We start from the raw sequence: 25337 nt of genomic DNA on the forward strand, positions 1-25337 counted from the left end.
TTTTAAAACAAGCTACCCTTCACTCGCTAAAGATTTTAGTGAAGAGTACCCAGCCAGTGACGTTCAATAGACAAAATTTCGAGAAATTACAAGGATTACTTAGTATGGTTTTTACCGCATTTACCAGATTTAATAAGAAAAGTATTAAGACTATCCTGTTGTCAATAAACCTGATAACAGGGAGTGCTCTGGCAATAACCGAAGATCAAAAAAGCATACTAAAACAACTGACCCTTCAAGAGTATGTAGAGCTTGATCGAGAAATTAAAGAAAAAAAATTGTATGTGCAGGCTAAATTTTACATTAATAAAATGATGGCAGGTGTTAATAGAAGAAAAAGAAATGTTTTTTTCAGAAGAAAAAACAGGGAAATAGCTAAGAAAATGGGGGTTAAGGCTAGTTATAATACTACCAAGTTTGGTATGCCTTATACCCTACTAAGGACGTTTAATCTTGTTCAGGCAATGATTCACTATGGTAAAGTAGAACCTACTAAGCAAATACCAATAGCCGATACAGGTCAAGTAATGCTTCATAAAAGTAATAGAGCAGCCAGTGTCGTTGAAGACTATGTAGACAAATTATTGGAAAGAGCTGAGCAAACGCCCACAACCGATATGGGATTGGTAAATCTGTTCTATGAGGACCGAAGTCATCAAAAAGAAGGAACAAGTATTATTAAGACAGAAAAAAATAAAGACTTTAATTTTCAATCAGTATACCCAAACAACAATCTATATCATCTAATTCGCTTAGCAGATAATCCAGACTACCATCCGGATCATCAACTGCACCTGCTACGTAATGGTGAATTTGTTTTGACCCATGTCAATATAATTCGGCAGGGAAATTTAGAAGATGGCGATAAAATAATCTACCTGGATAAATCCAGATTATTTAAACCTAAATCAACATCACCCACGAGAAACTCCGCATCCAGAGCCAGAGAGATTTATATTGCTGTAGATAGACTTCAAACCTTCCTTGATAAGAGGTATCCAAACAAATTTAGACTCAGTATCAATGAACAAAATTTTTTTCAGGTTTTATTGGATTTTGTAGCACCCTATGGTTGGTGGAAAGATGCATTTTTTAGAATAGAGTTTAATTTTGACAATATTGGCAACGAAGGACCAGAAGTTTATGTTAAATATGCACCAAGGGTAGCCAATCTTTATGGTGAAAGTCTTTGCCTGATGCAGATTTATAAAAATTCTGAAAGATTCAATCCCGGCTATAGCAAATGGTGGTGGTTAAATTGTTTCAGACGTGTGCGCTATGGATCGGACATTTTTACTGTAGAAGAGCTTATTTTAAACGTTATAAATTATATGATCGCTGACTTCAATATTAGATCAGAAGGTATTCTTTCTAGCAATAACTATAGAGAGCCCACCAAGGATTTAATTACAGAAGAAATAATCAAAGTCAATAATCAGGCAAAAATGGCCAGCAAGTCTGTTTATGTAGAAACAGATCATAATAAGATAAAAGAAAGTGTAAATACAAGATTAAAAGATGGAGAAGACCCGGCTTTTTATCACTTGTTTTTTGATGACGAGTTTGATGCAGAATTCGATAACACAAAGAATACAGAATCAATAAGGACAGATATTTTTATTCCAGTTGAAATGCATGCTGAAGCTGAAATTGTAGAATTTGATTACACCTCAATTAGAGATTTTGATGATCTGATATATGAAGCCAGAAGGAAGTCGGAATTTAAAATACCAAAAAATATTAAACCCGTTATTTATTATAACAATGAAAAGCTGGATGAGAATAATTACAAAAGGGTTTGGGATGGCATAAGGAATCAGAATAAAAAATATATAAAAAAAGAAAAAATGATAAAAAAACACAAAAAAAAGCATAACGCCCTGACGATGATTGTTAAAGTCCCTGATTATGAAAGTCGAGCTTTTGAAAAGGCTAAAGCTAGTTCACTCACGCATTATATTCCAGAAAACCCGTGTCAGCAGCCGCTCGATTGTCACAAGCCAGCTTACATATTTGAGGTAGGCAAACCCATAAAATGGGAAATACACCTAGTTGAAAATAAGAAATTGGCAAAAGCTAATAATATGCTTTATCAATACAAACTTATTTTACCTTTAGAAACACAAAAGACAACAGAACGCTACAGAGGAGGAGCTCAGTATGGAAGTTTCGCCAATGTCTGGATACCCACTATTAGAAATGATATGTCAGACGTTGAAAAGAAATTCGCTTTGATGTCAATGTATGATTTATCAAGAAATAAATTTAAAATTCCAAATAATCTCAAAAAAAACTCCGTTTCAAACTTTGGCAACAATATTATTACCAAATCATTATTGACGCCACAGAACGATGTCTGGTTGCCAACTCAGGCCAATTTGGAATTTTTGTTGCAAAGAGTTCAAATGTCTCTCCTTCTCAGTAATGAGGACTACTCAATTGCAGAGGAAAATAATGTTTTTTTTGAAAGTCTCATCAGTGGAAATATTGATGAGAATGTTATCAAGGATTTGGGATTTTTTATCGGGTACCTGGCTCCAAGCCTGAGACATGTATCAAGAATGAATAATCCTGATAAAGTAGAAGTTATTTATCGTATTGTTTTAAACTATCTCATTGAATTTTGTGTCAGGACTCTGACCTCTAACGAATTTGACGCAAGCTCTGAAATAGTCAAAAAACTTATAGAAAAACCGGAGCAATTTAGCCTGGAGGACATCCACAACTCTAACAAAAAAGATATTTCTGTAGCTTTTAATGTATTACAAATTGCTGATTTCCTTTTCGGAAAGACCCTCTTTAATCCTTTTTATAAAGAGGCTTCCGATTTTTATTTTTATGAGAATGAGCTAGAAAGTCTTCAGCTTAACATCAAGAGTATGCATAAAATTATTGATGGTGGGAAAAATCTTATTCCACTATTTTTCAGTCACTTGTTGCCAGCCGCTAGGTATTGCTCGGGTGGTCTTGATTTCGAAAGCAACGATTTTTTAAATAAGTTCACCTTAAGTATTTTGGAAAAATTTTTAAGTCGAACAACAAATAACGATATAAAAGTTTCACTGCAACTTTTCCTGAAAAAAACAGGACAAAAGTCGGATATTTTCAGTAAAGAAAAAACGGAGGAATTAATCACTTTATTCAGGAAAAATTCTCCGAATTTTTTTATTAATGCACAGAATGAACAAGGTAGTTTCGTACAAACCTGTTACCATTGTGGTGAACTGTATCAAACTGAAGAACCTATAAGAGGGAAAGGGAGTCGTAAAAACAAAAACACGGGTAAATCAAAAGAAACGCTCGTCAGACCTTTTCACAGAGCCTGCATGGAAGAAGACAGACGCATCAGGCAGCAAGCAGGGCAATTATTTAAAGAGATGGAAAAGAGCTATCCCAAAAAACAGCTATATGGTCCTGATTATCACTATAACCCTGTTCCCGACGGTTTTGAGCTGATAAGAATCAATGGCGATGGTAACTCTATGTACTCGTCCATTGCAGAGATATTCAACAGGCATGCATGGTCAGAACAAGCGGTCCAATGGAACCAACAAACAGTAAGAGAGATCATGGATTATAATCTTCGTGAGATTTTTTTCACGATACAGGCTCATCCCGACAAACACAAACTGATGCAGGAGCTTGAGCTACTCTTGGGGATCGATGCTGGCATTATTCCAGCGATCCTCGATAACAATGTTATTACTGATTCAGCCTCTTTCGCCCACCCCGAATCAGACAGATTGCAACAATTTGGCGCTGCCCGGCTGATTACCCTGCTAGTACCGACACAGGGTGTCTGGTTCCCGGTGATTACACAAGGTCAGGCTGGGCCTTATCATGAGATTTATGACCTGAGGCGCTGGGTCAATTTTGCTCCTGACCTTTTGGCTATGCTATTACAAAACGAAAATTATACCTTTCCTGATCTCTCTGAAAGTCAAAGGGCAACACTTTTACAGTTGTTGTTAAACCAGAATTTCGATCAAGCCAAGCTCTTCGTCTCCCACATTCTGAAAGCTTCCTATCAGTCTTCAGCTTATCTTATCCACTACCCTGGTTCAGTAGCTCTCATAGAACACTTTGATGCAGCAGTAAGCATTGAAAATTCCCGGAATATCGAGGTTGGAGAGACTTTTGAAGCTCTTTCCATCGATGAAAATAATAGAAGAATGAGGTCTGATACTGTTTCTTCGGTTTCAGCCAATAAGACTGACAGTGAGACATCAGAAAATCCCGACCCCTTATTGTTAATGATTCAAACCAGTTTTGAACTGATAAGAGTTAATGGTGATGGTAACTGTATGTACTCGTCTATCGCAGAGATATTCAACCGGAATGGGCGGTCAGGACAAGCAGGCATATGGGACCAGCAAACAATAAGGCAGATTGTGGATTATAACCTTCGTCAGATTTTTTCCACGATTCAGGACCATCCTGACAGGGAAAAACTGATGCAAGAGCTTGAGCTTCTGTTGGGGATCGACGCTGATGTTATTCCAGCCATTCTCGATAATAAGATCATTACTGAATCAGCTTCTTACGCTCAATCGGACTTAGCCAGATTACAACAATTTGGCGATGCCCAGCTGATTGCATTGCTAGTGCCAACTCATGGTGTCTGGTTCCCCGTGATTACACTAGGTCACCAAAGCTCTCATCACGAGATTTATGACCTGAAGCGCTGGGTAAGCTTTACTCCTAATCTTTTGGCTATTCTGTTACAAGACAAAAATTATGATTTTCCTGATCTCTCTGACAGTGAAAAGACGATACTTTTACGGTTGTTGTTAAGCCAAAATTTTGATCAAGCCATACTCTTCGTCTCCCAAATTCTCACAGACTCCCATCAGTCTTCAGCTTATCTTATCCACACTCCCAGTTCAGAAGCTCTCCTGGAACACTTTGATGCGGCAGTAAGCATTGAAACGCCCCCAAATGTGGAGTTTAATTCGTCACCAACTGTAGAGGACCATAACCTCCTATCGTTAATGATTCAAGCCAGGCTTGCAGTCCACACCACACCAACCAATACTCTATAGGTTAACAACCTCCCTGCCCGCTCAAGAGGTTGTCACCAAAAGCCGGTAATCGGGATTACGAATAACTTAACGGCTTTCCTATGTGGCTGCATACCGCTTCAGCACCCCTTCCAGACGAGCCTAAACTACACGACAAATTCGACTGTTTCTTTCATAGAATTGACAAAGATAGCTGCAATGAGGCGGCTGCTGACACTCCCCGCCCTATCGGGCGAGGGTTCTTAGATCGCTCCAAGAACCTTCCTGCTTCGTCACGCCTTCCCTAGATGGTTGCTTTCGCAGCCATCCCCGTTCCAGTCGCTCCACAGGCTAACCCCGCCAGCCCGGCGGTTTTGATATTCTTTGCTGCGTTAATGTCCCGGTCGTGATGAGTGCGGCACTCTGGACACTCCCATTCACGAATAGACAACGGCAAGCTTTCATGGACAAACCCGCAGCCGGAGCAACGCTTGGAGCTTGGAAAGAACCGGTCAATCTGAACAACCTTTCTTCCTGCCCACTCCGCCTTGTATTGCAACTGTCGGACAAATTCTCCCCAGTTTGCATCGGCTATGTGCTTGGCCAGCTTTGGATTTTGAATCATACCCTTCACGTTCAGAGACTCTACGCAAACAAGCGGATGGCCGCCCCCTTGGTTCTCGTCTATAAATTCGCGGGATGCCTTGTGAGTAGCATCCATCCGGCAATCGGCAATTTTTGCATGAATGCGAGCAACCTTGAGCTTTGCTTTAGCTCTGTTGCTGCTACCTTTCTGCTTTTTCGACAATTGACGCTGAAGGTAGGCGAGCTTTCGCTCGTAGCGTTTGGTGTGTCTTGGATTACCGGATTTTTCGCCGTCTGAAGTGATGAACAGATCATTCAAACCTAAATCAATGCCCACTGTCTTATTTCTAATAGGCATTGCTTTAGCTTCAAATTCGCACAACATAGAAACAAAGTACCGGCCTGCCCGATCTTTGCTGATAGTTACACTGGAAGGCTCAGAAGACAGTTCTCTGCTCCAGCAGATATTCAGAGGCTCTTTGCTTTTCGCTATAAACAGGTGGCCGTTTTTAACGCTGAAAGCAGCCTTTGTCAGCCGCATACTTTGTCTTGAATGTCTTTTTTTGAACTTAGGGTATTTCGCCCTGCCAGCCCAAAAGTTCTTGAAGGCTTCCTGCTGATCCCTGAGTGTTTGTTGCAGGATGACACTGGATACATCTGCCAGAAATGGGAACTCTGTCTTGAGCGACACAAGCCGCTTTTCTGCCTCGGAATGGGAGATAGATTGCCCGTCTTTGTAGTAGGCATCAGTGCGAAAACGGAGGGTGTTGTTATAGACAAAACGGGCGCAACCAAACGACTGGGCAAGAAGTATTTCCTGTTCCGGCGTTGGGTAGAATCGTTCTTTGTAGGCACGTTTAGTTTTCATGGCAGGAATATTACAGAAACGATAAGCGCCTGTAAATAATTAAGGCTTCCGGTTCTGCAAGGCCTACACGGGCTTGTTGCTTATATCACCGCCCGATTGGGCGATGCTTTACGCAGGTTCAGGTAAGCGTCGTGTAATCCATAGGCTCTTATTCACTTAAACATGAGTTCCAGTAATGGCAAAGCAGATGTTTTTAAAACAAGCTACTATTTACTCGCTAAAGGTTTCAGTAAAGAATACTCAGCCTGTGACGTTCAATAGATAAAATTTCAAGATATTGTAAGGCTTACTAAGTATGGTTTTTACAGTGTTGACCAAATTGAATAAAAAAAGTGTTCCTCTTATCGTTTTATCGATAAACCTGATTTCAGCGAGTGCGCTTGCAATAAACGAAGATCAAAAAAGCATACTAAAACAACTTACCCTTCAAGAGTATGAAGAACTTGATCGAGAACTTAGAGAAAAAAAATTGTATGTGCAATCTGAATATTACATAAATCAAGTGATGACTTCTATTGACAGAAGTAAAATAAATCTTTTTTTTAAAAGAAAAAACAGGAAAATCGCTAAGACAATGGGGGTGAAGGCTAGTGATAATACCGCCAAGTTTGGTATACCTTACACCCTGCTAAGAACGTTTAATCTTGTTCAGGCAATGATTCATTATGGTAAAGTAGACTCTATCAACCAAACACCAATAACAAATATAGATAAAGCAAAACTTGATAAAAGTAATAAGGCAGTTAATGCTGTTGAAAAATATGTAGACAGATTAATATCAAAAAGAACTGAGCAAACGCCCATAACAGATATGAATTCGGTAAATCTGTTTTTTGAAGACCGAAATCTTAATCATAAAATAACGCGTAATATTAAGGGGTCAAAAAACAAAGACTTTGATTATGATTCAATATGTCCAAAAGACCATCCAGATTATAAAAAACACCTGCTACACTTGCGAGACGAATTTACAGACAAGAGACTACACCTAGTTCGCAAAGGAGAATTTATTTTGACCCATGTCAATATAATTCGGCAGGGAAATTTACAAGATGGAGATAAGATAATCTACCCATACCGCTTTAAAAGATTCAAACCTAGTGCAATATCACCCAAAAGAAATTCGGCATCCAGAGCCAGAGAAATTTATATCGCTATTGATAGGCTTCAAAACTTTCTTGAAAAGAGGTATCCAAAGAAGTTTAGATTCAGTATCAGTGAAGAAAATATGTTTAAGGTATCTCTGGATTTTGTAGCACCCTATGGTTGGTGGAAAGATGCATTTTTTAGAATAGAGTTTTATTTTGACAATATTGGCAACGAAGGACCAGACATTTATGTTCAATATGCACCAAGAGTATCCAATCTTTATGGACATGTTCTCTGTCTGATGCAAACTTATAAAAATTCTCAAAGAACCAGTGACGGCCCTCCCAAAATGTATGGTGGCATGGACCAGTGGTGGTGGCATCATTGTTCCGGACATGTGCGCTATGGATCGGAAAATTTTTCTGTACAAGAGCAGATTTTAAATGTTATCAACTTTCTGACAGCTGACTTCGATATAAGATCAGAAGGTATTCTTTCACATAATACTGATGGAGAGAAAACTCAGGATGTGATTACAAAAGAAATAATCAAAGTTAATACTCGGGCAAAAGATATTGAAACCTCTGTTTATGTTGAAACAGATCGTAATAAGATAAAAAAAAATGTACGTAAAAGAATAAAGCCAGACAAAGATCCAAGCTTTGATTATTTAATTATGGATGATGAGTTCGATAATGCAGAGAAAACAGAATCAATAAGGACTGATATATTTATTCCTGTCGAAATGCATGGTGAAGCTCAGCTTGTAGAACTTCACTCTACCTCGATTAAAAATTTTAATGATCTGATATATAAGACCAGAAAGTGTTCGGGATTTAAAATACCAAAAAATGTTGAACCCACTGTTTATTATAAGAATAAAGAATTGAACGAGCATAATTTTCAAAACGTTTTATATGACATTAGGAGCAAGAATACAAAAAAGAAGAAAAAAGAAGGAAAGATAAGAAATAATATCCTGACACTGATTGTTAAAGTCCCTGGTTATGAAAGGCTAGCGTTTGAAAATGCTATAGCCAGTTCGGTTAACTATTATGTTCCAGATAATCTTCGTCGACTGACGTACAACGACAGACATAACGAAAGCGAGGAAGTCGAAGACATAGCCAAGAAAGGAAAACCCATAAAATGGGAAATACATTTAGCTGAAAAAAAGAAATTGGCAAAAGCTAATACTATGCTTAACCACTACAAACTTATTTTACCTTTAGAAAAGCAAAAGACAACAGAACGCTACAGGGGGGGAGCTCAGTATGGAAGTTTAGCCAATGTCTGGATACCTACTATTAGTGATGACATGTCAGATGTTGAAAGAAAATTTGCTTTGATGTCAATGTACGACTTATCGAGAAATAAATTTAAAATTCCAAATAATCTTAAAAAAGACTACGTTTCAAATCTAGGGAATAACATTATTACCAAAGCACTACTAACACCACATAACGATGTGTGGTTGCCAAATCAGCCCCGTCTAGAATTATTACTGCAAAGAGTTCAGATGGCTCTCCTTATAAGTCACGAAAATTATTCAATGACTAAGGAAAAAAATATTTTTTTTGAAAGTCTCATCAGTGGAAATATTGATGAGAAGGTTATCAAGGATTTAGACTTTTTTATTGGAGAACTGGTGCCAAGCTTGAGATACCTATCCAGAATCAATTATCCAGATAAGAGAGAAGTCGTTTATCGTATTGTTTTAAACTATCTCATTGAACTATGTGTCAGGACTCTGACCGCTAACGAATTTGACGCAAGTTCTGAAATAGTTAGAAAACTTATAGAAAATCCGGATCAATTTAGCATCGAAGACATCCACGCTTCCAACAAAAAAGGTTTTTCTGTAGCTTTTAATGCATTACAAATCGTTGATTTCCTTTTTGCAAAAACTATCTTTGATCCTTTTTATAAAGAAGCTTCTGACATTACTTTTTATGAGAATGAATTAGAGAGCCTACAGTTTAGTATCAGGGGTATGCGTAAAATTATTGATGCTGAGAAAAATCGCATTCAACTATTTTTCAGTCATATATTGCCAGCAGCAAAGTATTCCTCCGGTGATCTTGATTTTGAAAGCAATGATTTTTTAAATAAATTTACCTTAAGTATTTTGGAAAAGTTCTTAAGTCGAACAACAAATGAAGATATAAAAGCTTCACTGCAAGCTTTTCTAAACAAAAAAGAACAAAAGCCAGAGATTTTCAGTAAAGAAAAAACCGAGGAACTAATCTCTTTATTCAGGAGAAATACTCCAGAGCTTCTGATTAATGTTCCGAATGGACAAGGCGGTTTCAGGCAAACCTGTTACCATTGCGGTGAAGTTTATGAAACTGAAAACGCCATTAGAGGTAAAGGTCACAGTACAAACCGAAAGGCCAAAAAAGCAAAAGAGACGCTGGTAAGACCTTTTCATAAAGCCTGCATGATTGAAGACAAACGCATCAGGGAACAAGCAGGGCAATTATATAAAAAGATGGAAAAAGGATACCCCAAAACACAGATTTATGAACCCTACTATTCTCATCATAATCCCGTCCCCGAAGGTTTTAAGCTGATAAGGATTAATGATGATGGTAACTGTATGTACTCGTCCATTGCAGAGATATTCGACAGGAATGGACCGTCAGAACAAGCAGGCAAATGGAATCAGCATAGGGTAAGGCAGATTATGGATTATAACCTTCGTCAGATTTTTGAAATTATTCAAGGTCATCCCGACAAAAACAAACTGCTGCAGGAGCTTGAGCTACTATTGGGGATCGATGCAGATGTTATTCTAACGCTACTCGATAACAATGTTATTACTGATTCAGCTTCATTTGCTCATTCGGATTCAGGCAGATTGCAACCATTTGACAATGTCCAGCTTATTCCCTTGCTAGTGCCGACACAGAGTATCTGGTTTCCGGTGATTACACAAGGTCACGATGGGCCTTATCACGAGATTTATGATTTGAAGCGCTGGGTCAATTTTGCTCCTAACCTTTTGGCTATGCTGTTACAAAACAAAAATTATACCTTTCCTGATCTCTCTGAAAGTCAAAGGGCAACACTTTTACAGTTCTTGTTAAAGCAGAATTTCGATCAAGCCATGTTCTTCGTCTCCCAAATTCTGATAGCCTTCCATAAGGCTTCAGCTTATCTTATTCATTACCCAGGTTCAGTGGGTCTCATGGAACACTTTGATGCAGCATTAAGCATTGATACTCTCCAGAATATAGAGGTTGATGAGGCTTTTGCGGCTCTTTCCATCGATGAAAATAATAAAAGAATGAGGTCAGATTCTGTTTCTTCGGGATCATCCACTGAGACTGACAGTGAGACTTTAGAAAATTACGACCCCCTATTATTAATGATTCAAACCAGTTTTGAGCTGATAAAAATTAATGGTGATGGTAACTGTATGTACTCGTCCATTGCAGAGATATTCAACCGGAATGACCGGCCAGGGTATGCAAGTGCATGGGACCAGCAAACAATAAGGCAGATTATGGATTACAGCCTGCGTCAGATTTTTTCCACGATTCAGGACCATCCTGACAAGGAAAAACTGATGCAAGAGCTTGAGCTACTATTGGGGATCGACGCCGACGTTATTCCAGCCGTTCTCGATAATAATGTCATTACTGAATCAGCCTCTTTCGCGCAATCGGCCTTAGCCAGATTGCAACAATTTGGCGATACCCAGTTAATTGCATTGCTGGTGCCTACGCAGGGTGTCTGGTTCCCGGTGATTACACAAGGTCAGCATGGGTCTCATCACGATATTTATGACCTGAGGCGCTGGGTAAGTTTTGCCCCTAATCTTGTGGCTATTCTGTTACAAGACGAATATTATGAATTTCCTGATCTCTCTGAAAGTCAAAGGGCAATGCTTTTACAATTGTTATTAAGCCAAAATTTTGATGAAGCCAAGCTCTTTGTCTCCCAAATTCTGACAGACTCCCATCAGTCTTCAGCTTATCTTATCCACTCCCCCAGTTCAGAAGCTCTTCAGGAACACTTTGATGCAGCAGTAAGGATTGAAACGCCTCTGAACATGGAGGTTAATTCTTCAAAAAACAATCTGAATGCTGAGTCTTTTGAAGATCTTTCCCAAGATGGAATTAACAAAAGAATGAGACCTGATCCCGCTTCTTCAGTTTCAACCAATGAAACAGACAGTGAGACACTACAAGACCACAGCCCTTTATCGTTAATGATTCAAACCAGAGCTGAAGCACTTCTTACCTTGCCAGGCACACCGGCCAATTTCATGTAAGTTATCAACCTCCCCGTACACTGAACAGTGTGTCAATAAAAGCTGGTTATCGGGACTATGAGGTAACTTTACCGGCTTCCCAGTGTCTCGCTACATGGTGTATCAGACACACTAACCAACTGGTTAGGTACTTATGATATGAGCCTGACCTGAACGAAAAATCCCACTGTTTGCTTCAGAGAATGGACAAAGATACCGCATTGAAGCGGCTGGTTATCGTCTTGTAATCCATTTGGCCCTATTCACCTAAACATCAGTTCCATTAATAGGAAAGCAGATGATTTTAAAACAAGCTACTATTCACTCGATACAGTTTTTAATGAGGAGTACTCAGCCAGTGTCGCTCAATAGACCAAATTTCAGAGAATTATAAGGATCGCCAGGTATGGTTTTTACTGCGTTAGCCAAATTGAGTAAAAAGAGTATTCATCTTATCTTTTTATCAATAAACCTTATATCAGGGAGTGCTCTTGCAATAAACGAAGATCAAAAAAGTATACTAAAACAACTTACTTTTCACGAGTACGAAGAAATTGATCGAGTACTTAAAGAAAAAAATTTGTATGTGCAAGCTAAATTTTACATTGATAAAGTGATGTCAGGCGTTAATCGAAGAAAAAGAAATAATTTTTTTAAAAGCAAAAATAGAGAATTGGCTAAGAAAATGGGGGTTAAGGCTAATCATAATACGACCAAGTTTGGCATACCTTACACCCTGTTAAGGACGTTTAATCTTGTTCAGGCAATGATCCATTATGGTAAAGTAGAATCTATCAAACAAACAACAATAATAAATTCAGACCGATTAACACTTGATAAAATTAATAGGGCAGTCCGTGTTGTTGAAGACTATATAGACAGATTATTATCAGAAAGAGCTGAGCAAACGCCCACAGCGGACATGGAATTGATAACTCTGTTCTTTGAAGACCGAAATTGTGCAAAAAAAATAACGCGCATTATCAAAGCCAAAAAAAATAAAGACTTTAATCTTCAATCGCTATATTCAGTCAACCATCCTGAATATGAAATAGACATGCAACGCAGTCCAAACTGCCGGTCATTGCATCTGCTACGCAATGGAGAATTCATCTTGACCCATGTCAATATTATTCGGAAAGGAAACTTACAGAATGGAGATAAAATAATTCACACAGTTCCCTTAAAAAAATTCAAACCTAACCCAATATCACCCAAAAGAAATTCCGCATCCAGAGCCAGAGAGATTTATATCGCTATTGATAGACTTCAAAATTTTCTTAATAAGAGGTACCCAAAGAAATTTAAATTCAGTATCAATGAAGAAAATATGTTTATGGTAACACTGGATTTTGTAGCACCTTATGGTTGGTGGAAAGATGCATTTTTCAGGATAGAGTATTATTTCGACAATATTGGCAACGAAGGACCAGTCATTTATGTTAAATATGCACCAAAGGTATCCTATCTTTATAGCCATAATCTTTGCCTGATGCAGACTTATAAAAATTCTCAAAGAGTCAGTGAAGGGCCTCCCAAAATCTATGAAGGCTTTGATCAATGGTGGTGGTTTCATTCTTCCGGACGTGTTCGCTATGGATCTGAAAACTTTTCTGTAGAGGAGCAGATTTTAAATACCATCAATTTTCTGACAGCCGATTTCGATATACGATCAGAAGGTATTCTTTCAAAGACCAGGTATCTAACACCTCCTCAATTTGAAGGTATTCTTTCAGAGATCAGGTCTCTAACAAGCACCCAATTTCTTATCACATATGAAATATTCGAAGTTAATACTCTGGCAAAAAAAAACAACAATTCTGTTTATGTAGAAACGGATTACAACAAGATAAAAAGAAGTGTGAATGAAAGAATAAAAGATGGAGAAGACCCAGATTTTGATTATTTAGTTATTGATGATGAGCTAGATAACTCAGAGAAACCATTATCACTAGGGACAGATATTTTTATTCCTGTTGAAATGCACAATGAGGCTGAGATTGTAGAATCCACTTATACTTCGATAAGAAATTTTGACAATCTAATAAATGAGGCCAGGAAGAAGTCGGGATTTAAAATACCAGAAAATGTTAAACCTATTGTTTATTATAAGAATGAAAAACTGGATGAGTATAATTTTCCAAAGGTTTTACATAATTTAAGGAAGAGAAATATAAAAAAGAATAAAAAAGAACAAAAGGAAGGAAAAATAAAAAATAACATCATCACGATAATTGTTAGAGTTCCTGGTTATGAAAGGCCAGCATTTGAAAATGCCATAGCCAGTTCTGTTACCTATTATGTTCCGGAAAATCCTCGTCAACTGACGTATAATGAGAAACATAACCAAAGCTACCAATTCAAAACCACAGCTAATAAAGGCAAACACATAAATAACGATATAGGTAAACCCATAAAAAGCAAGGTAGTTAAACCCATAAAATGGGAAATACACTTAGCTGTAAAAAAGAAATTGGCAAAAGCTAATACTATGTTTTATCAATACAAGCTTATTTTTCCTTTAGAAACACAAAAGACAACAGAACGTTATAGAGGAGGAACTCAGTATGGAAGTTTTGCCAATATCTGGATACCCACTATTAAAGATGATATGTCAGACGTTGAAAAAAAATTTGTTTTGTTGTCAATGTATGACTTATCAAGAAATAAATTTAAAATACCAAACAATCTCAAAAAAGCCTCCGTTTCAAACCTGGGTAATAACATTATTACCAAAGCATTATTAACGCCACAGAACGATGATTGGTTGCCCTCTCAGACCCATTTGGAATTATTGCTGCAAAGAGTTCAGATGTCTCTCCTTATAAGTCATGAAGATTATTCAATTGCCAAGGAAAACTACATTTTTTTTGAGTGTGTTATCAGTGGCAATATTGATGAGAAAGTCATCAAAGATTTGGGATTTTTTGTTGGGCACCTGGTTCCGAGTCTGAGATACGTCTCAAAAATCAATGGTCCAGATAAAGTAGAGGTTATGTATCGTATTGTTATAAACTATCTTATTGAAGTCTGTGTAAGGTCAATTACCTGTAACGAATTTGACAGAAGTTCTGGTATAGTCAAAAAAATTACAAAAAAACCAGAGCAATTTGGCCTGGAGGACATTTACACTTCCAACAAACAAGGTATTGCTTTAGCTTTTAATGTGTTACAAATTGTTGATTTCCTTTTTACAAAAACCCTCTTTACTCCTTTTTATAAAGAGGCTTTCGATTTCGTTTTTCATCAGAACGAGTTAGAAAATCTTCAGATTATTATCAAGGGCATGCGTAAAATTATTGATGGTAAAAAAAACCCTATCCCACTTTTTTTCAGTCACTTGCTCCCTTCCGCAAGACATTACCCGGATAGTTTTAATTTCGAAAACAACGTTTTTTTAAATAAGTTCACCTTAAGTGTTTTGAAAAAAACCGTAAGTCGAACAACAAATAAAGATATAAAAGCTTCATTGCAAGCTTTTCTAAAAAAAACAGAACAAAAATCGGATATTTTCAGTAAAGAAAAAACTAATGAATTAATCTCTTTATTCAGAAAAAATACTCCCAGGATTCTGATTAATGTTCCAAATGGACAAGGTGGTTTCAGACAAACCTGCTGCCATTGCGGTGAAGTTTATGAAACTGAAAATCCCATACGAGGGAAAGGACGTCATACAAACCGAAGCACTAAAAAAACAAAAGAACCGCTGATAAGGCCTTTTCATAAAGTCTGTATGATTGAAGACAAACGCATCAGAGAACAAGCAGGGCAATTATATAGAAAGATGGAAAAGGGATACCCCAAAACACAGGTTTATGAACCCTACTATTCTCATCATAACCCCGTCCCCGAGGGCTTTGAACTGATAAGAATTAATGGCGATGATAACTGTATGTATTCGTCAATTGCAGCGATTTTCAACAAATATGAACCGTCAGGACAATGGAACCAGAAAACAATAAGACAGATTATAGACTTTAACCTTCATCAGATTTTTTCCATGATTCAAAATCACCCCGACAAGGATATACTGATAGAGGAGCTTGAGCTGTTATTGGGGATCGATGCCGACATTATTCCAGCGGTTCTCGATGATAATGTCATTACTGAATCAGCCTCTTTCGCACAGTCTGGGTCAAGCACATTGCAACCATTTGCCAGTGCCCAGTTGATTGCCTTGCTAGTACCTACACAGGGTGTCTGGTTCCCGATAATTACACAAGGTCACGATGGACCTTATCAAGAGTTTTATGACCTGACATACTGGATTGATTCTGCTCCCAACCTTTTGACTATGCTGTTACAAAACGAAAATTATACCTTTCCAGATCTCTCTGAAAGTCAAAGGACAACACTTTTACAGTTATTGTTAAACCAAAAATTCGATCGAGCCAAGCGCTTCATCTCTCAAACTCTGGCAGCCTCCCATCAGGCTTCAGCGTATCTTATCCACTACCCCGGTTCAGTGACTACCATGGAACACTTTGATGCAGCAGTAAACATTGTCACGCCTCAGAATATGGAGATTGATGAGGCTTTTGAAGCTCTTTCCAACGATGAAAATAATAGACAAATGAGGTCCGGTTCTGTCTCTTCGGTTTCAGCCAATGAGACTGACAGTGAGACTTTAGAAAATAACGACCCTTTATTGTTAATGATTCAAACCAGTTTTGAACTGATAAAAATTAATGGCGATGGTAACTGTATGTACTCGTCCATTGCAGAAATATTCAACCGGAGTGGGCGATCAGGACAAGCAGGCGACTGGAACCAGCAAATAATAAGGCAAACTATCGATTATAACCTTCGACAGATTTTTTCCACGATTCAGGCTCATCCTGAGAAGGAAAAACTAATGCAAGAGCTTGAGTTATTATTGGGGATTGATACTGACGTTATTCCAGCCGTTCTCGATAACAATGTCATTACTGATTCGGCCTCTTTCGCTCAATCGGATTTAGCCAGATTGCAACAATTTGGCGATTCACAGCTTATTGCACTGCTCGTGCCGACACATGGCGTCTGGTTCCCGGTGATTACACAAGGTCACCATGGGTCTCATCACGAGATTTATGACCTGAATCGCTGGGTAGTTTTTGCTCCTAACCTTTTGGTTATGCTTTTGCAAAACAGCAATTACACATTTCCCGATCTCTCTGAAAGTCAAAGAGCAATGCTTTTACACTTGTTGTTAAAGCAAAATTTCGATCAAGCTAATCTCTTCGTCTCCCAAACTCTGACAGACTCCCATCAGTCTTCAGCTTATCTTATCCACACCCCCAATTCAGAGGCTCTCCTGGAACACTTTGATGCGGCAGTCAGGATTGCTCCCGACCGGAATATAGAACTTGATTCGCCACAAATCGCTCAGCTCGATGAGACTTTTGAAGAAATTTCTATCGATGGAAATGATAAAAGAATAAAGTTTGATTCTGCTTCTTCTGTTTCAACCAACGAGACTGACCCTAAGACTTCACAGGATTACAACCCCTTATCGTTGATGATTCAAAGGATCACAGGGGCATTCTCTACCACTTCAGTCACACCCACCAATACTCAGTAAGTTAACAACCTCCTACATCCTACAGCGAGTATCGAAAAACTTACCAAAAAGCTGGTAACCGGGATTTTAAAGTAGCTTTATCGGCTTTTGCATGGCAACAGGGCCAAAATAAAGATTAATACAACCGCACGGGGAGAGTAATCCACTATAATCCTCAGCTTTTTAGTAACTGCTCTATTAGGGTTTCAATATGATTCGTAGTTGGCTGGGTCTGGTATTACTGCTGTTGTCGTTACCCGGTTTGGCGTATGAAAAACTTTTTTATCCCAAATTCACCGAACGTTTTTGCTCGCAGGAGGCACAACCTGTCAGCAATGTCTTTGTGGTGGGTGACAGTAGCGTTGATTCGGGTAATTTCTATAACTACAGTCGATTCCTTACAGGTAACGGTACACTGAATGAACGTCAAATGTCACTTTATCCCTGGAGCGGTCGTATGTTACCGGGCTTTATTTTTGGCAGTTTCTGTGGTGCCATACCGGGTGCCAATTATCATGGAGGGCGTTTTTGTGATGATCTGATGGCACCAGAGCTTATTGCCAGAGCCCTTTATCTGAATACCTCCAATAAAACCGAGTTTGTCGATCAGTCACATGGTGGCAGTACGGTGGTCGGTTTTTCAGAGGTGTTAACGGATTTTTTCTGGTCGTTTCTGTTTGGTGAAAGTCAATTGGCCAATATCAGTTTTCTCACCAATAGCATCAGAGGTGGAAAGCCTATTCTGAGTTCGGTCGAGGAACAGATAAATCACCTTGTGCAACATCATGCACCCTTTTCTGAGGATCAGATTTTTATGTTAGCCGGTGGCGCTAATGATTATCTCAACCGTTACTGGAATTATCGTCTGGTGGTTGCCAAGCTGTCAGCGGCTATTGAAAACCTCTATGCCCATGGAGCCAGAACCATTTTCTGGGGAACGGTTCCCGATGTCACTAAAACCCCCTGTTTGCGCAATTCAGAAGATCGTCAGGAAGTACGTGAGGTGATCGTCAATCATAACCGATTGGCTACGAAAGCGTTTTTTCGGCTGAAAAGACAGTATCCTGACCTGTTACTCCTGTTTTTCGATTACAACAGAATGTTTGACATTTTGTTAGAACATGCCCGCCAGCAAGATGTTGACACTGAAACCCCCTGTCTCGATGTCACCTTCAGAGGCTGTTCTGATAATGCCCAGGTAGATATCTGCGAGAGTCACAAGGCGAGCCCCTGCAAAAACCGCAGTGATCATTTTTATGTTGATTCCGTTCATCCATCAAGTACGGTACAGAACTGGATATTCAACTTTAACTGCAAAATGCTGTCTATGCTCAACTATGAAGTGAAGTGCCCGGAGATAGATCGCAGGCTTGCTGACGATCTGCTGCTGCATTATTTTACCGGCAAGCCAGGCTATCTGGAGCGGGAATATGTTCAGTTGATATTTGAAGGGCGATGTCCGGCAGAATTCTAGCAGCCTGTCGGACTTAAGCGTCCGTAGCGAGGATTGCAAGAAATTGAGGATAAAAATCTCTGTTTCTGAGGAGAATAGCGAGCTATTTGACGAAGAAACAGGGATTTTTAGACCAATTTGCTGCCGCCGCACGACTGCATGGATGCAGGAGCTAGAGCAACGCAGGAGCAGTTGCCGCGTAGGACAGTCTTAAGTCCGACAGGCTGCTAGGAGGCTGACCGAGAATAGCGCCCGTAGCGAGGACGGCAGAAAATTGAGGATGAAAATTCGGTTTTGTGAGGAGAATAGCGAGCTATTTGACGAACAAAAGCGGATTTTCAGACCAATTTGCTGCCGCCGCAGTAGGGCAGTCTATTCTCGGTCAGCCTCCTAGTCCAATCTTGAACGGCTGTTGCTTGAAAAGCATCTATAATATTCCCTTTCATTCCTTTGGCTAAAACCCTATGTCCTTAACCTGCTGGCTTTTAGCCTATAGAGAGCCAGGTCAAACCTCACCTTCAAACAGATCCTGCCGACTATGATCAGCATGAACTATCTGACTAAACTCACCTGCACTCGCCCAAGACTCAGTTCTGTCGAACCGGATCGGGACCTGTTAACTGAAACAGAAAGCAACCGGGGGCGAATCATTCAGTCAGCGGCCATACGTCGGCTGCAACAAAAGACTCAGGTTTACCCTCTGGAAACCAATGCCGCTGTTCGCAGTCGCCTGACGCACTCTCTGGAAGTGCAACAAACCGGTCGTTTTCTGGCACAGACGATTCTGCAGCGCCTGTCAGAAAGCGGCCAATTAACATCGCTGGGATTAGACAATCAGGACACGGCTTTTATAAATCTGGTAGAAATGGCCTGCCTGATGCACGACATTGGCAACCCTCCATTCGGTCATTTTGGCGAGGCGGCTATCAGCCGCTGGATGCAGGATAAAGCCGGGCTATGTTATGAAAAAGCGTGCAAAGGTCAGAAAGCCCGGTCAGCCTTACTGGAGTCAACCCTGCTGCCAGACTTGTCTATTTACGAAGGCAATGCCCAGGCGTTAAGAATTATTCATCACCTTCAGGATCTAAACCTGACCTATTCCCAGATGGGCGCGCTTATGAAATACACCCGTACGCCCTATGAGCCCAGACCCGAAAAAGGCTCACCCGATGCCTATCGCAAGAAAAAGCCGGGTTACTTCTTTTCCGAAGCCATTCTGGTCCGTGACATCTGGCAGCATCTGGCTATCAATGAAGGTTGTCGCTTCCCTCTGGTTTATATCATGGAAGCCGCCGACGATATTTCCTACTGCATTGCCGATCTGGAAGATGCAGTCGATAAGGGGATTCTCTCTTTCCGCGATCTTCGCTTCAGTCTCTATGAAGTCTGGGAGGAATTTACTGAATATAACGAGTATTTGCCCAATATCATGGAGTCTGCGGTCAAGAGAGCCGGCAACAACAAGCAGGAATTTATTATCCGGCTGCGCACCCGGTTGGTAAGAGATCTGGTGGATTATGCTGCAAATCGTTATCTGCAAAAGCATCAGGCGATCTTTGACGGGACGCTCGATGAGCCTCTGATTGACGGCCAGTCCGACCAGCATCTGGCACTGCAGACCCTGAAAACCGTCGCTATTCGCTATGTCTTTACCAGCATGGAGAAAGAAACTCCGGAACTCAGGGGCTACTCTGCCCTGATGGGACTGATGGATATTTTCCAGCCTTTGCTGGAGCTGAGCCGTGAAGAATTTGCCAGTCTTACTGAAAAAGATTCCAGCCGACATTTTATCGAGCAACGTCTTTACCACCGCCTCTCTGGCAAACATAAAATGGCGTATCACCGGGCAGTGAAATCATTGCCTGGCAGCAGTTACTCCGCTCAAGAACAGGATGAGCTGGAATGGTATTACCGGGCAAGATTATTGATTGATTACGTCAGCGGGATGACCGATCACTTTGTGTTAACCGAGTTTCAAACTCTTTCTGCTATCTGAGTCAAAAAGCATAAGTCGTCATTGTTCAAGCCTCTCACTGGAACTCTTTATTAGAACGAATGTCTAACAATTAAGCGTTCATTAAAAATTCAAATCAAATCCTGACTTTCTGGTGAACTGATCTTTGACTATTTAAAGAAGGAGTAAATTCTATGAAAAAATTCATTCTGGCAGTCCTGTTGGCTGCAGCGTCTACCATGGTTGGTGCAGAAGTAGAACGAACAAACTGGCAAACGTTTAGGGATCCGTGGTTCGACAGGGTCATTGAAAACTACTTTGACAAAGTTTCTCAACAATATTGTCTGGTGGTTTTAGATAAGGTTTCTAGTGGATATAATTCGCTTATGCACTGCAAAAGTGTCCATGAACTCTCAGAGCAAGCACAGAGAAACATTCTCGGCGACGCCTATGTACCAAAATCTGGCGCTAGCGCGTGTGATGCCTCTTCGGATAGTTGTCCCAAAAACTGATTTTTAGTGATTAAGCCGGATACTCATTGAGTACCCAGCTTAATCAATTGCTTTACTACTCGCCCAACATTCAATCAACCCAGACCCGGGCATTCCTGAACATTCTCATCCAAGGTGAATCTTCACCCCAGGTATCCGGATACCAGCTGTTCTGAACCGCCCTGAATACCCTCTCCGGGTGAGGCATCATAATCGTCACCCTGCCATCAGCCGAAGTCAGGCCCGTGATCCCCTGAGCAGAACCGTTAGGGTTGTAGGGGTAACGCTCGGTAGCCCGTCCCTGATTATCCACGTATCTGAGGGCCAACTGACCACTGGCAGACAGTTTCCGGATTTGGTCAGCCTTTTTGAACTCGGCGTAGCCTTCACCGTGAGCCACCGCAATAGGCATTCTGGAACCTTCCATACCTCTGAAGAGAATGGACTTGTTCTGCTGGACTTCGACCATCACGGTTCTGGCTTCAAACTGCTCAGACTGATTACGGACAAAGTGTGGCCAGTGCTCTGCACCCGGAATCAATTCATGGAGATTGGACAGCATCTGACAACCATTGCAGACACCCAGGGCAAAACTGTCCGGACGATCAAAGAAAGCCGCAAACTGGTCACGGGCCATGCTGTTAAACAGCACTGATTTCGCCCAGCCTTCTCCCGCACCCAGAACGTCACCGTAGGAGAAACCGCCACAGGCTACCAATCCTTTGAATTCTGTCAGGTTACGGCGACCGGAAAGAATGTCACTCATGTGAACATCCACTGCCTGAAAGCCAGCCTTATCAAAAGCCGCTGCCATTTCCACATGACCGTTAACACCCTGCTCCCTCAGAATGGCTACCTGAGGTTTGCTGGCGCCAGTGGCAATAAATGGAGCAGCAACATCCCTATTGATGTCGAACGGCAAAGAGGCATGTAAACCTGTGTCGCCGTCATCCAGCAGGTTATCAAATTCCTGACGGGCACATTCAGGGTTATCTCTCAGAGCCTGCATGCGATAGCTGGTTTCAGCCCACCAGCGCTGGTATTTAACCCGGCTTTCGCTACTGACCAGCTGGCCATTGAAGACAAAGTTGATGCGCTGATCCGGTCTCAGAGAGGCAATGGTATGCACGCAGGAAGCCAGACCCAGCCCAGCCAGAATATCCTTAACTTTACCTTTGTCTGCACGACGAACCTGCAGAACGGCGCCCAACTCTTCGTTAAACAGGGCCGGGATAATGGCCGCTTCATCGCCCGCCAGCTTATTCAGATTCACCTCAATTCCGGTGTGACCGGCAAAGGACATCTCAACCAATGTGGTAAAGAGACCACCGTCTGAACGGTCGTGGTAAGCCAACAGCAGGTCTTCTTCCAGACATTGCTGGATGGCAGTAAAGAACCCTTTGAGGTCTTGCGCAGAAGAAACATCAGGCGCCACATCACCAATCTGGCCATAAACCTGTGCCAGAGCAGAACCACCCAGACGGTTTTGGTCACGACCCAGATCCACCAGCAACAGATCAGTCTCACCTTTATCGGTGCGCAGCTCTGGCGTAACGGTCTTGCGGATGTCTGTTACGGGAGCAAAAGCCGAAATCACCAGCGACAGAGGCGAGGTAACACTCTTTTCTACATCGCCATCTTTCCAGCTGGTGCGCATGGACATAGAGTCCTTGCCTACAGGAATAGCAATACCCAGTTCCGGGCAGAGTTCCATACCAACCGCTTTACAGGTTTCATAGAGTTTGGCGTCTTCACCCGGATGACCGGCAGCGGCCATCCAGTTTGCCGACAGTTTGATATCACCCAGCTTGCCAATACGGGTGCTGGCAATGTTGGTAATCGCTTCACCGATCGCCATACGACCTGACGCAGGCGCATTGATCAGAGCCAGAGGGGTTCTCTCCCCCATGGACATGGCTTCACCTGTGAAGGTATCAAAAGCAGCAGCGGTGACCGCACAGTCAGCAACAGGAACCTGCCATGGGCCGACCATCTGCTCACGGGCTACCAGACCGGTAATAGAGCGGTCGCCAATAGTAATCAGGAAGTTTTTGCTGGCGACGGTTGGCAGCTTGAGAACTCGCTCAGACGCTTCTTCCAGAGTCACACCGGAAAGGTCCAGTGCATCCTGTTGAATGGTTTCTGCCTGCACATCACGATGCATGCGGGGAGGCTTGCCCAACAAAACATCCAGAGGCATATCCACTGGCTTGTTATCAAAGTGGCTGTCTTCCACCAGCAGGTTTGGCTCTTCGGTGGCTTCACCCACAACGGCATAGAGACAACGCTCACGTTGGCAGATAGCTTCAAACAGCTCCATATTTTCCGGAGCTACCGCCATCACATAACGTTCCTGGGATTCATTACACCAGAGCGCCAGGGGGGACATGCCTGGCTCATCATTCAGAATATCCCTGAGCTGGAAGCGACCACCACGGCCACCATCGCTGACCAGTTCTGGCAGCGCATTGGACAGGCCACCCGCACCCACGTCGTGGATAAAGACGATGGGGTTTTCATCACCCAGCTGCCAGCATTGGTCAATCACTTCCTGGCAACGACGCTCCATCTCGGGGTTACCACGCTGAACGCTGGCAAAATCCAGATCTTCCTGACCTTCACCGGAAGTCATGGAAGAGGCTGCCCCCCCCCCCAGACCGATCTGCATGGCCGGACCACCCAGAACAATCAGCTTGGCGCCAACGGGAATATCAGCTTTCTCAACATGAGCGGCGCGGATATTACCCAGACCACCTGCCAGCATGATGGGCTTGTGGTACCCCCTCACTTCTTCGCCAGCAGAGCCTTTGGCTGTGGCTTCAAAGGTACGGAAGTAACCGCAAAGGTTTGGACGACCAAACTCGTTGTTAAAGCCTGCACCACCCAGAGGACCTTCCAGCATAATATCCAGGGCAGTCACGATCCGATCCGGCTTGCCGTAGTCTTTTTCCCAGGGCTGTTTGTAGCCGGGAATATTCAGATTGGATACGGAGAAACCGGTCAGCCCCGCCTTTGGCTTGGAGCCTCGACCGGTAGCCCCTTCATCACGGATCTCACCACCAGCACCGGTAGCAGCACCGGGCCAGGGCGAGATGGCGGTTGGATGGTTATGTGTTTCCACTTTCATCAGGATATGAATGTCTTCCTGATGATACTGGTACTCTTTCTTTTCAGGAGACGGGAAAAAACGCCCGGCTCTGGAGCCTTCAATAACAGAGGCGTTGTCTTTATAGGCCGAGAGCACACCTTCACTGTTCATAGTGTGGGTATTACGGATCATCTGGAACAAGGAATGATCCTGCCGCTCACCGTCAATGGTCCAGGTCGCGTTAAAAATCTTATGGCGGCAGTGCTCGGAGTTAGCCTGGGCAAACATCATCAGCTCAACATCAGTGGGGTTCCTGTCCAACCCCTCATAGCTGGTGACCAGATAATCGATTTCATCTTCTGCCAGAGCGAGTCCAAGGGACTGGTTGGCGGCAACCAGGGCCTCACGCCCGCCTGCAAGAATATCCACACGGGTCAGGGGCGCTGGCCCGGTTTCTGCAAAGAGAAGCTCTGTTTCTCTGGCATCGGCCAACACAGCCTCGGTCATGCGGTCATGAATCAGGCTGGATACCACTTCTTTCTGATGTTCACTGAGGCCTTCTTCGGCAGACACATAGTAAGCCAGACCGCGCTCAATACGGTGAACCTTGCTGAGACCACAATTTTCAACAATGTTGGTGGCTTTACTGGACCATGGGGAAATAGTGCCTGGACGGGGTACGACAAGAAACAGAGTGCCTGAGCACTCACCTTCCTGCATCCGGGGACCGTAGGTCAGCAGCTGTTTCAGAACTTTCAATTCCTGGTCGGACAATGCCTCGTCGACCCGGGCAAAGTGCTGGTATTCAGCAAAAACACCGGTAATTTCGGGGATCCTGTGTTGCAGGGTTTCAAGCAGCTTTTGGCTACGAAACGGCGAGAGAGCCGGAGCACCACGCAAAATGAGCATGTTAAAAACTGTCCTCAACTGGACTCAGGGAGATAATCAGGGGCGCTATGATAATCGAAACCCAGGTATGGAAACCAGTGATTGATCTATGGATCTTGGC

Annotated in this window: 8 protein-coding genes; 6 read left to right on the top strand and 2 right to left on the bottom strand. The window is 41.9% G+C overall.

Going from position 1 to position 25337, the window contains the following annotated elements; genetic code table 11:
- Positions 1 to 104 precede the first annotated feature (104 nt).
- Complete coding sequence (locus ACO6VG_RS24630) at positions 105 to 5042, top strand: hypothetical protein (protein WP_422476103.1); 4938 nt, start codon at positions 105 to 107, stop codon at positions 5040 to 5042.
- A gap of 262 nt (positions 5043 to 5304) precedes the next feature.
- Here ACO6VG_RS24630 and ACO6VG_RS24635 read toward each other — a convergent pair whose 3' ends face one another.
- A complete protein-coding gene (locus ACO6VG_RS24635; RefSeq protein WP_422138625.1) occupies positions 5305 to 6453 on the bottom strand; it encodes an RNA-guided endonuclease InsQ/TnpB family protein in 1149 nt (382 codons plus the stop codon).
- 319 nt (positions 6454 to 6772) lie between these two features.
- Between ACO6VG_RS24635 and ACO6VG_RS24640 the strand changes: the two genes are divergently transcribed.
- From ACO6VG_RS24640 to ACO6VG_RS24660, 5 genes are all read left to right on the top strand, one after another.
- Entirely contained in the window at positions 6773 to 11821 is a 5049-nt protein-coding gene (locus tag ACO6VG_RS24640) for a hypothetical protein (protein ID WP_422476105.1), read from the top strand.
- A 385-nt stretch (positions 11822 to 12206) separates the two neighbouring features.
- On the top strand, positions 12207 to 17363 hold the full coding sequence (locus ACO6VG_RS24645; protein ID WP_422476107.1) for a hypothetical protein: 5157 nt from the start codon (positions 12207 to 12209) through the stop codon (positions 17361 to 17363).
- Positions 17364 to 17553: 190 nt separating this feature from the next.
- Positions 17554 to 18816 carry an SGNH/GDSL hydrolase family protein gene (locus tag ACO6VG_RS24650; RefSeq protein WP_422476109.1) on the top strand — a complete coding sequence of 421 codons (1263 nt, stop codon included), beginning with the start codon at positions 17554 to 17556 and terminating at the stop codon, positions 18814 to 18816.
- 517 nt (positions 18817 to 19333) lie between these two features.
- On the top strand, positions 19334 to 20791 hold the full coding sequence (gene dgt / locus ACO6VG_RS24655) for a dGTPase (RefSeq protein ID WP_422412110.1): 1458 nt from the start codon (positions 19334 to 19336) through the stop codon (positions 20789 to 20791).
- 152 nt (positions 20792 to 20943) lie between these two features.
- Positions 20944 to 21261 carry a hypothetical protein gene (locus ACO6VG_RS24660; protein ID WP_422476111.1) on the top strand — a complete coding sequence of 106 codons (318 nt, stop codon included), beginning with the start codon at positions 20944 to 20946 and terminating at the stop codon, positions 21259 to 21261.
- A gap of 70 nt (positions 21262 to 21331) precedes the next feature.
- Here the strand turns inward: ACO6VG_RS24660 and purL are convergent, their stop codons facing one another.
- On the bottom strand, positions 21332 to 25237 hold the full coding sequence (gene purL / locus ACO6VG_RS24665; protein ID WP_422476113.1) for a phosphoribosylformylglycinamidine synthase: 3906 nt from the start codon (positions 25235 to 25237) through the stop codon (positions 21332 to 21334).
- Positions 25238 to 25337 lie beyond the last annotated feature (100 nt).

The organism is Endozoicomonas sp. ALB032 (assembly GCF_049310125.1).
Classification (GTDB): Bacteria; Pseudomonadota; Gammaproteobacteria; order Pseudomonadales; family Endozoicomonadaceae; genus Endozoicomonas_A.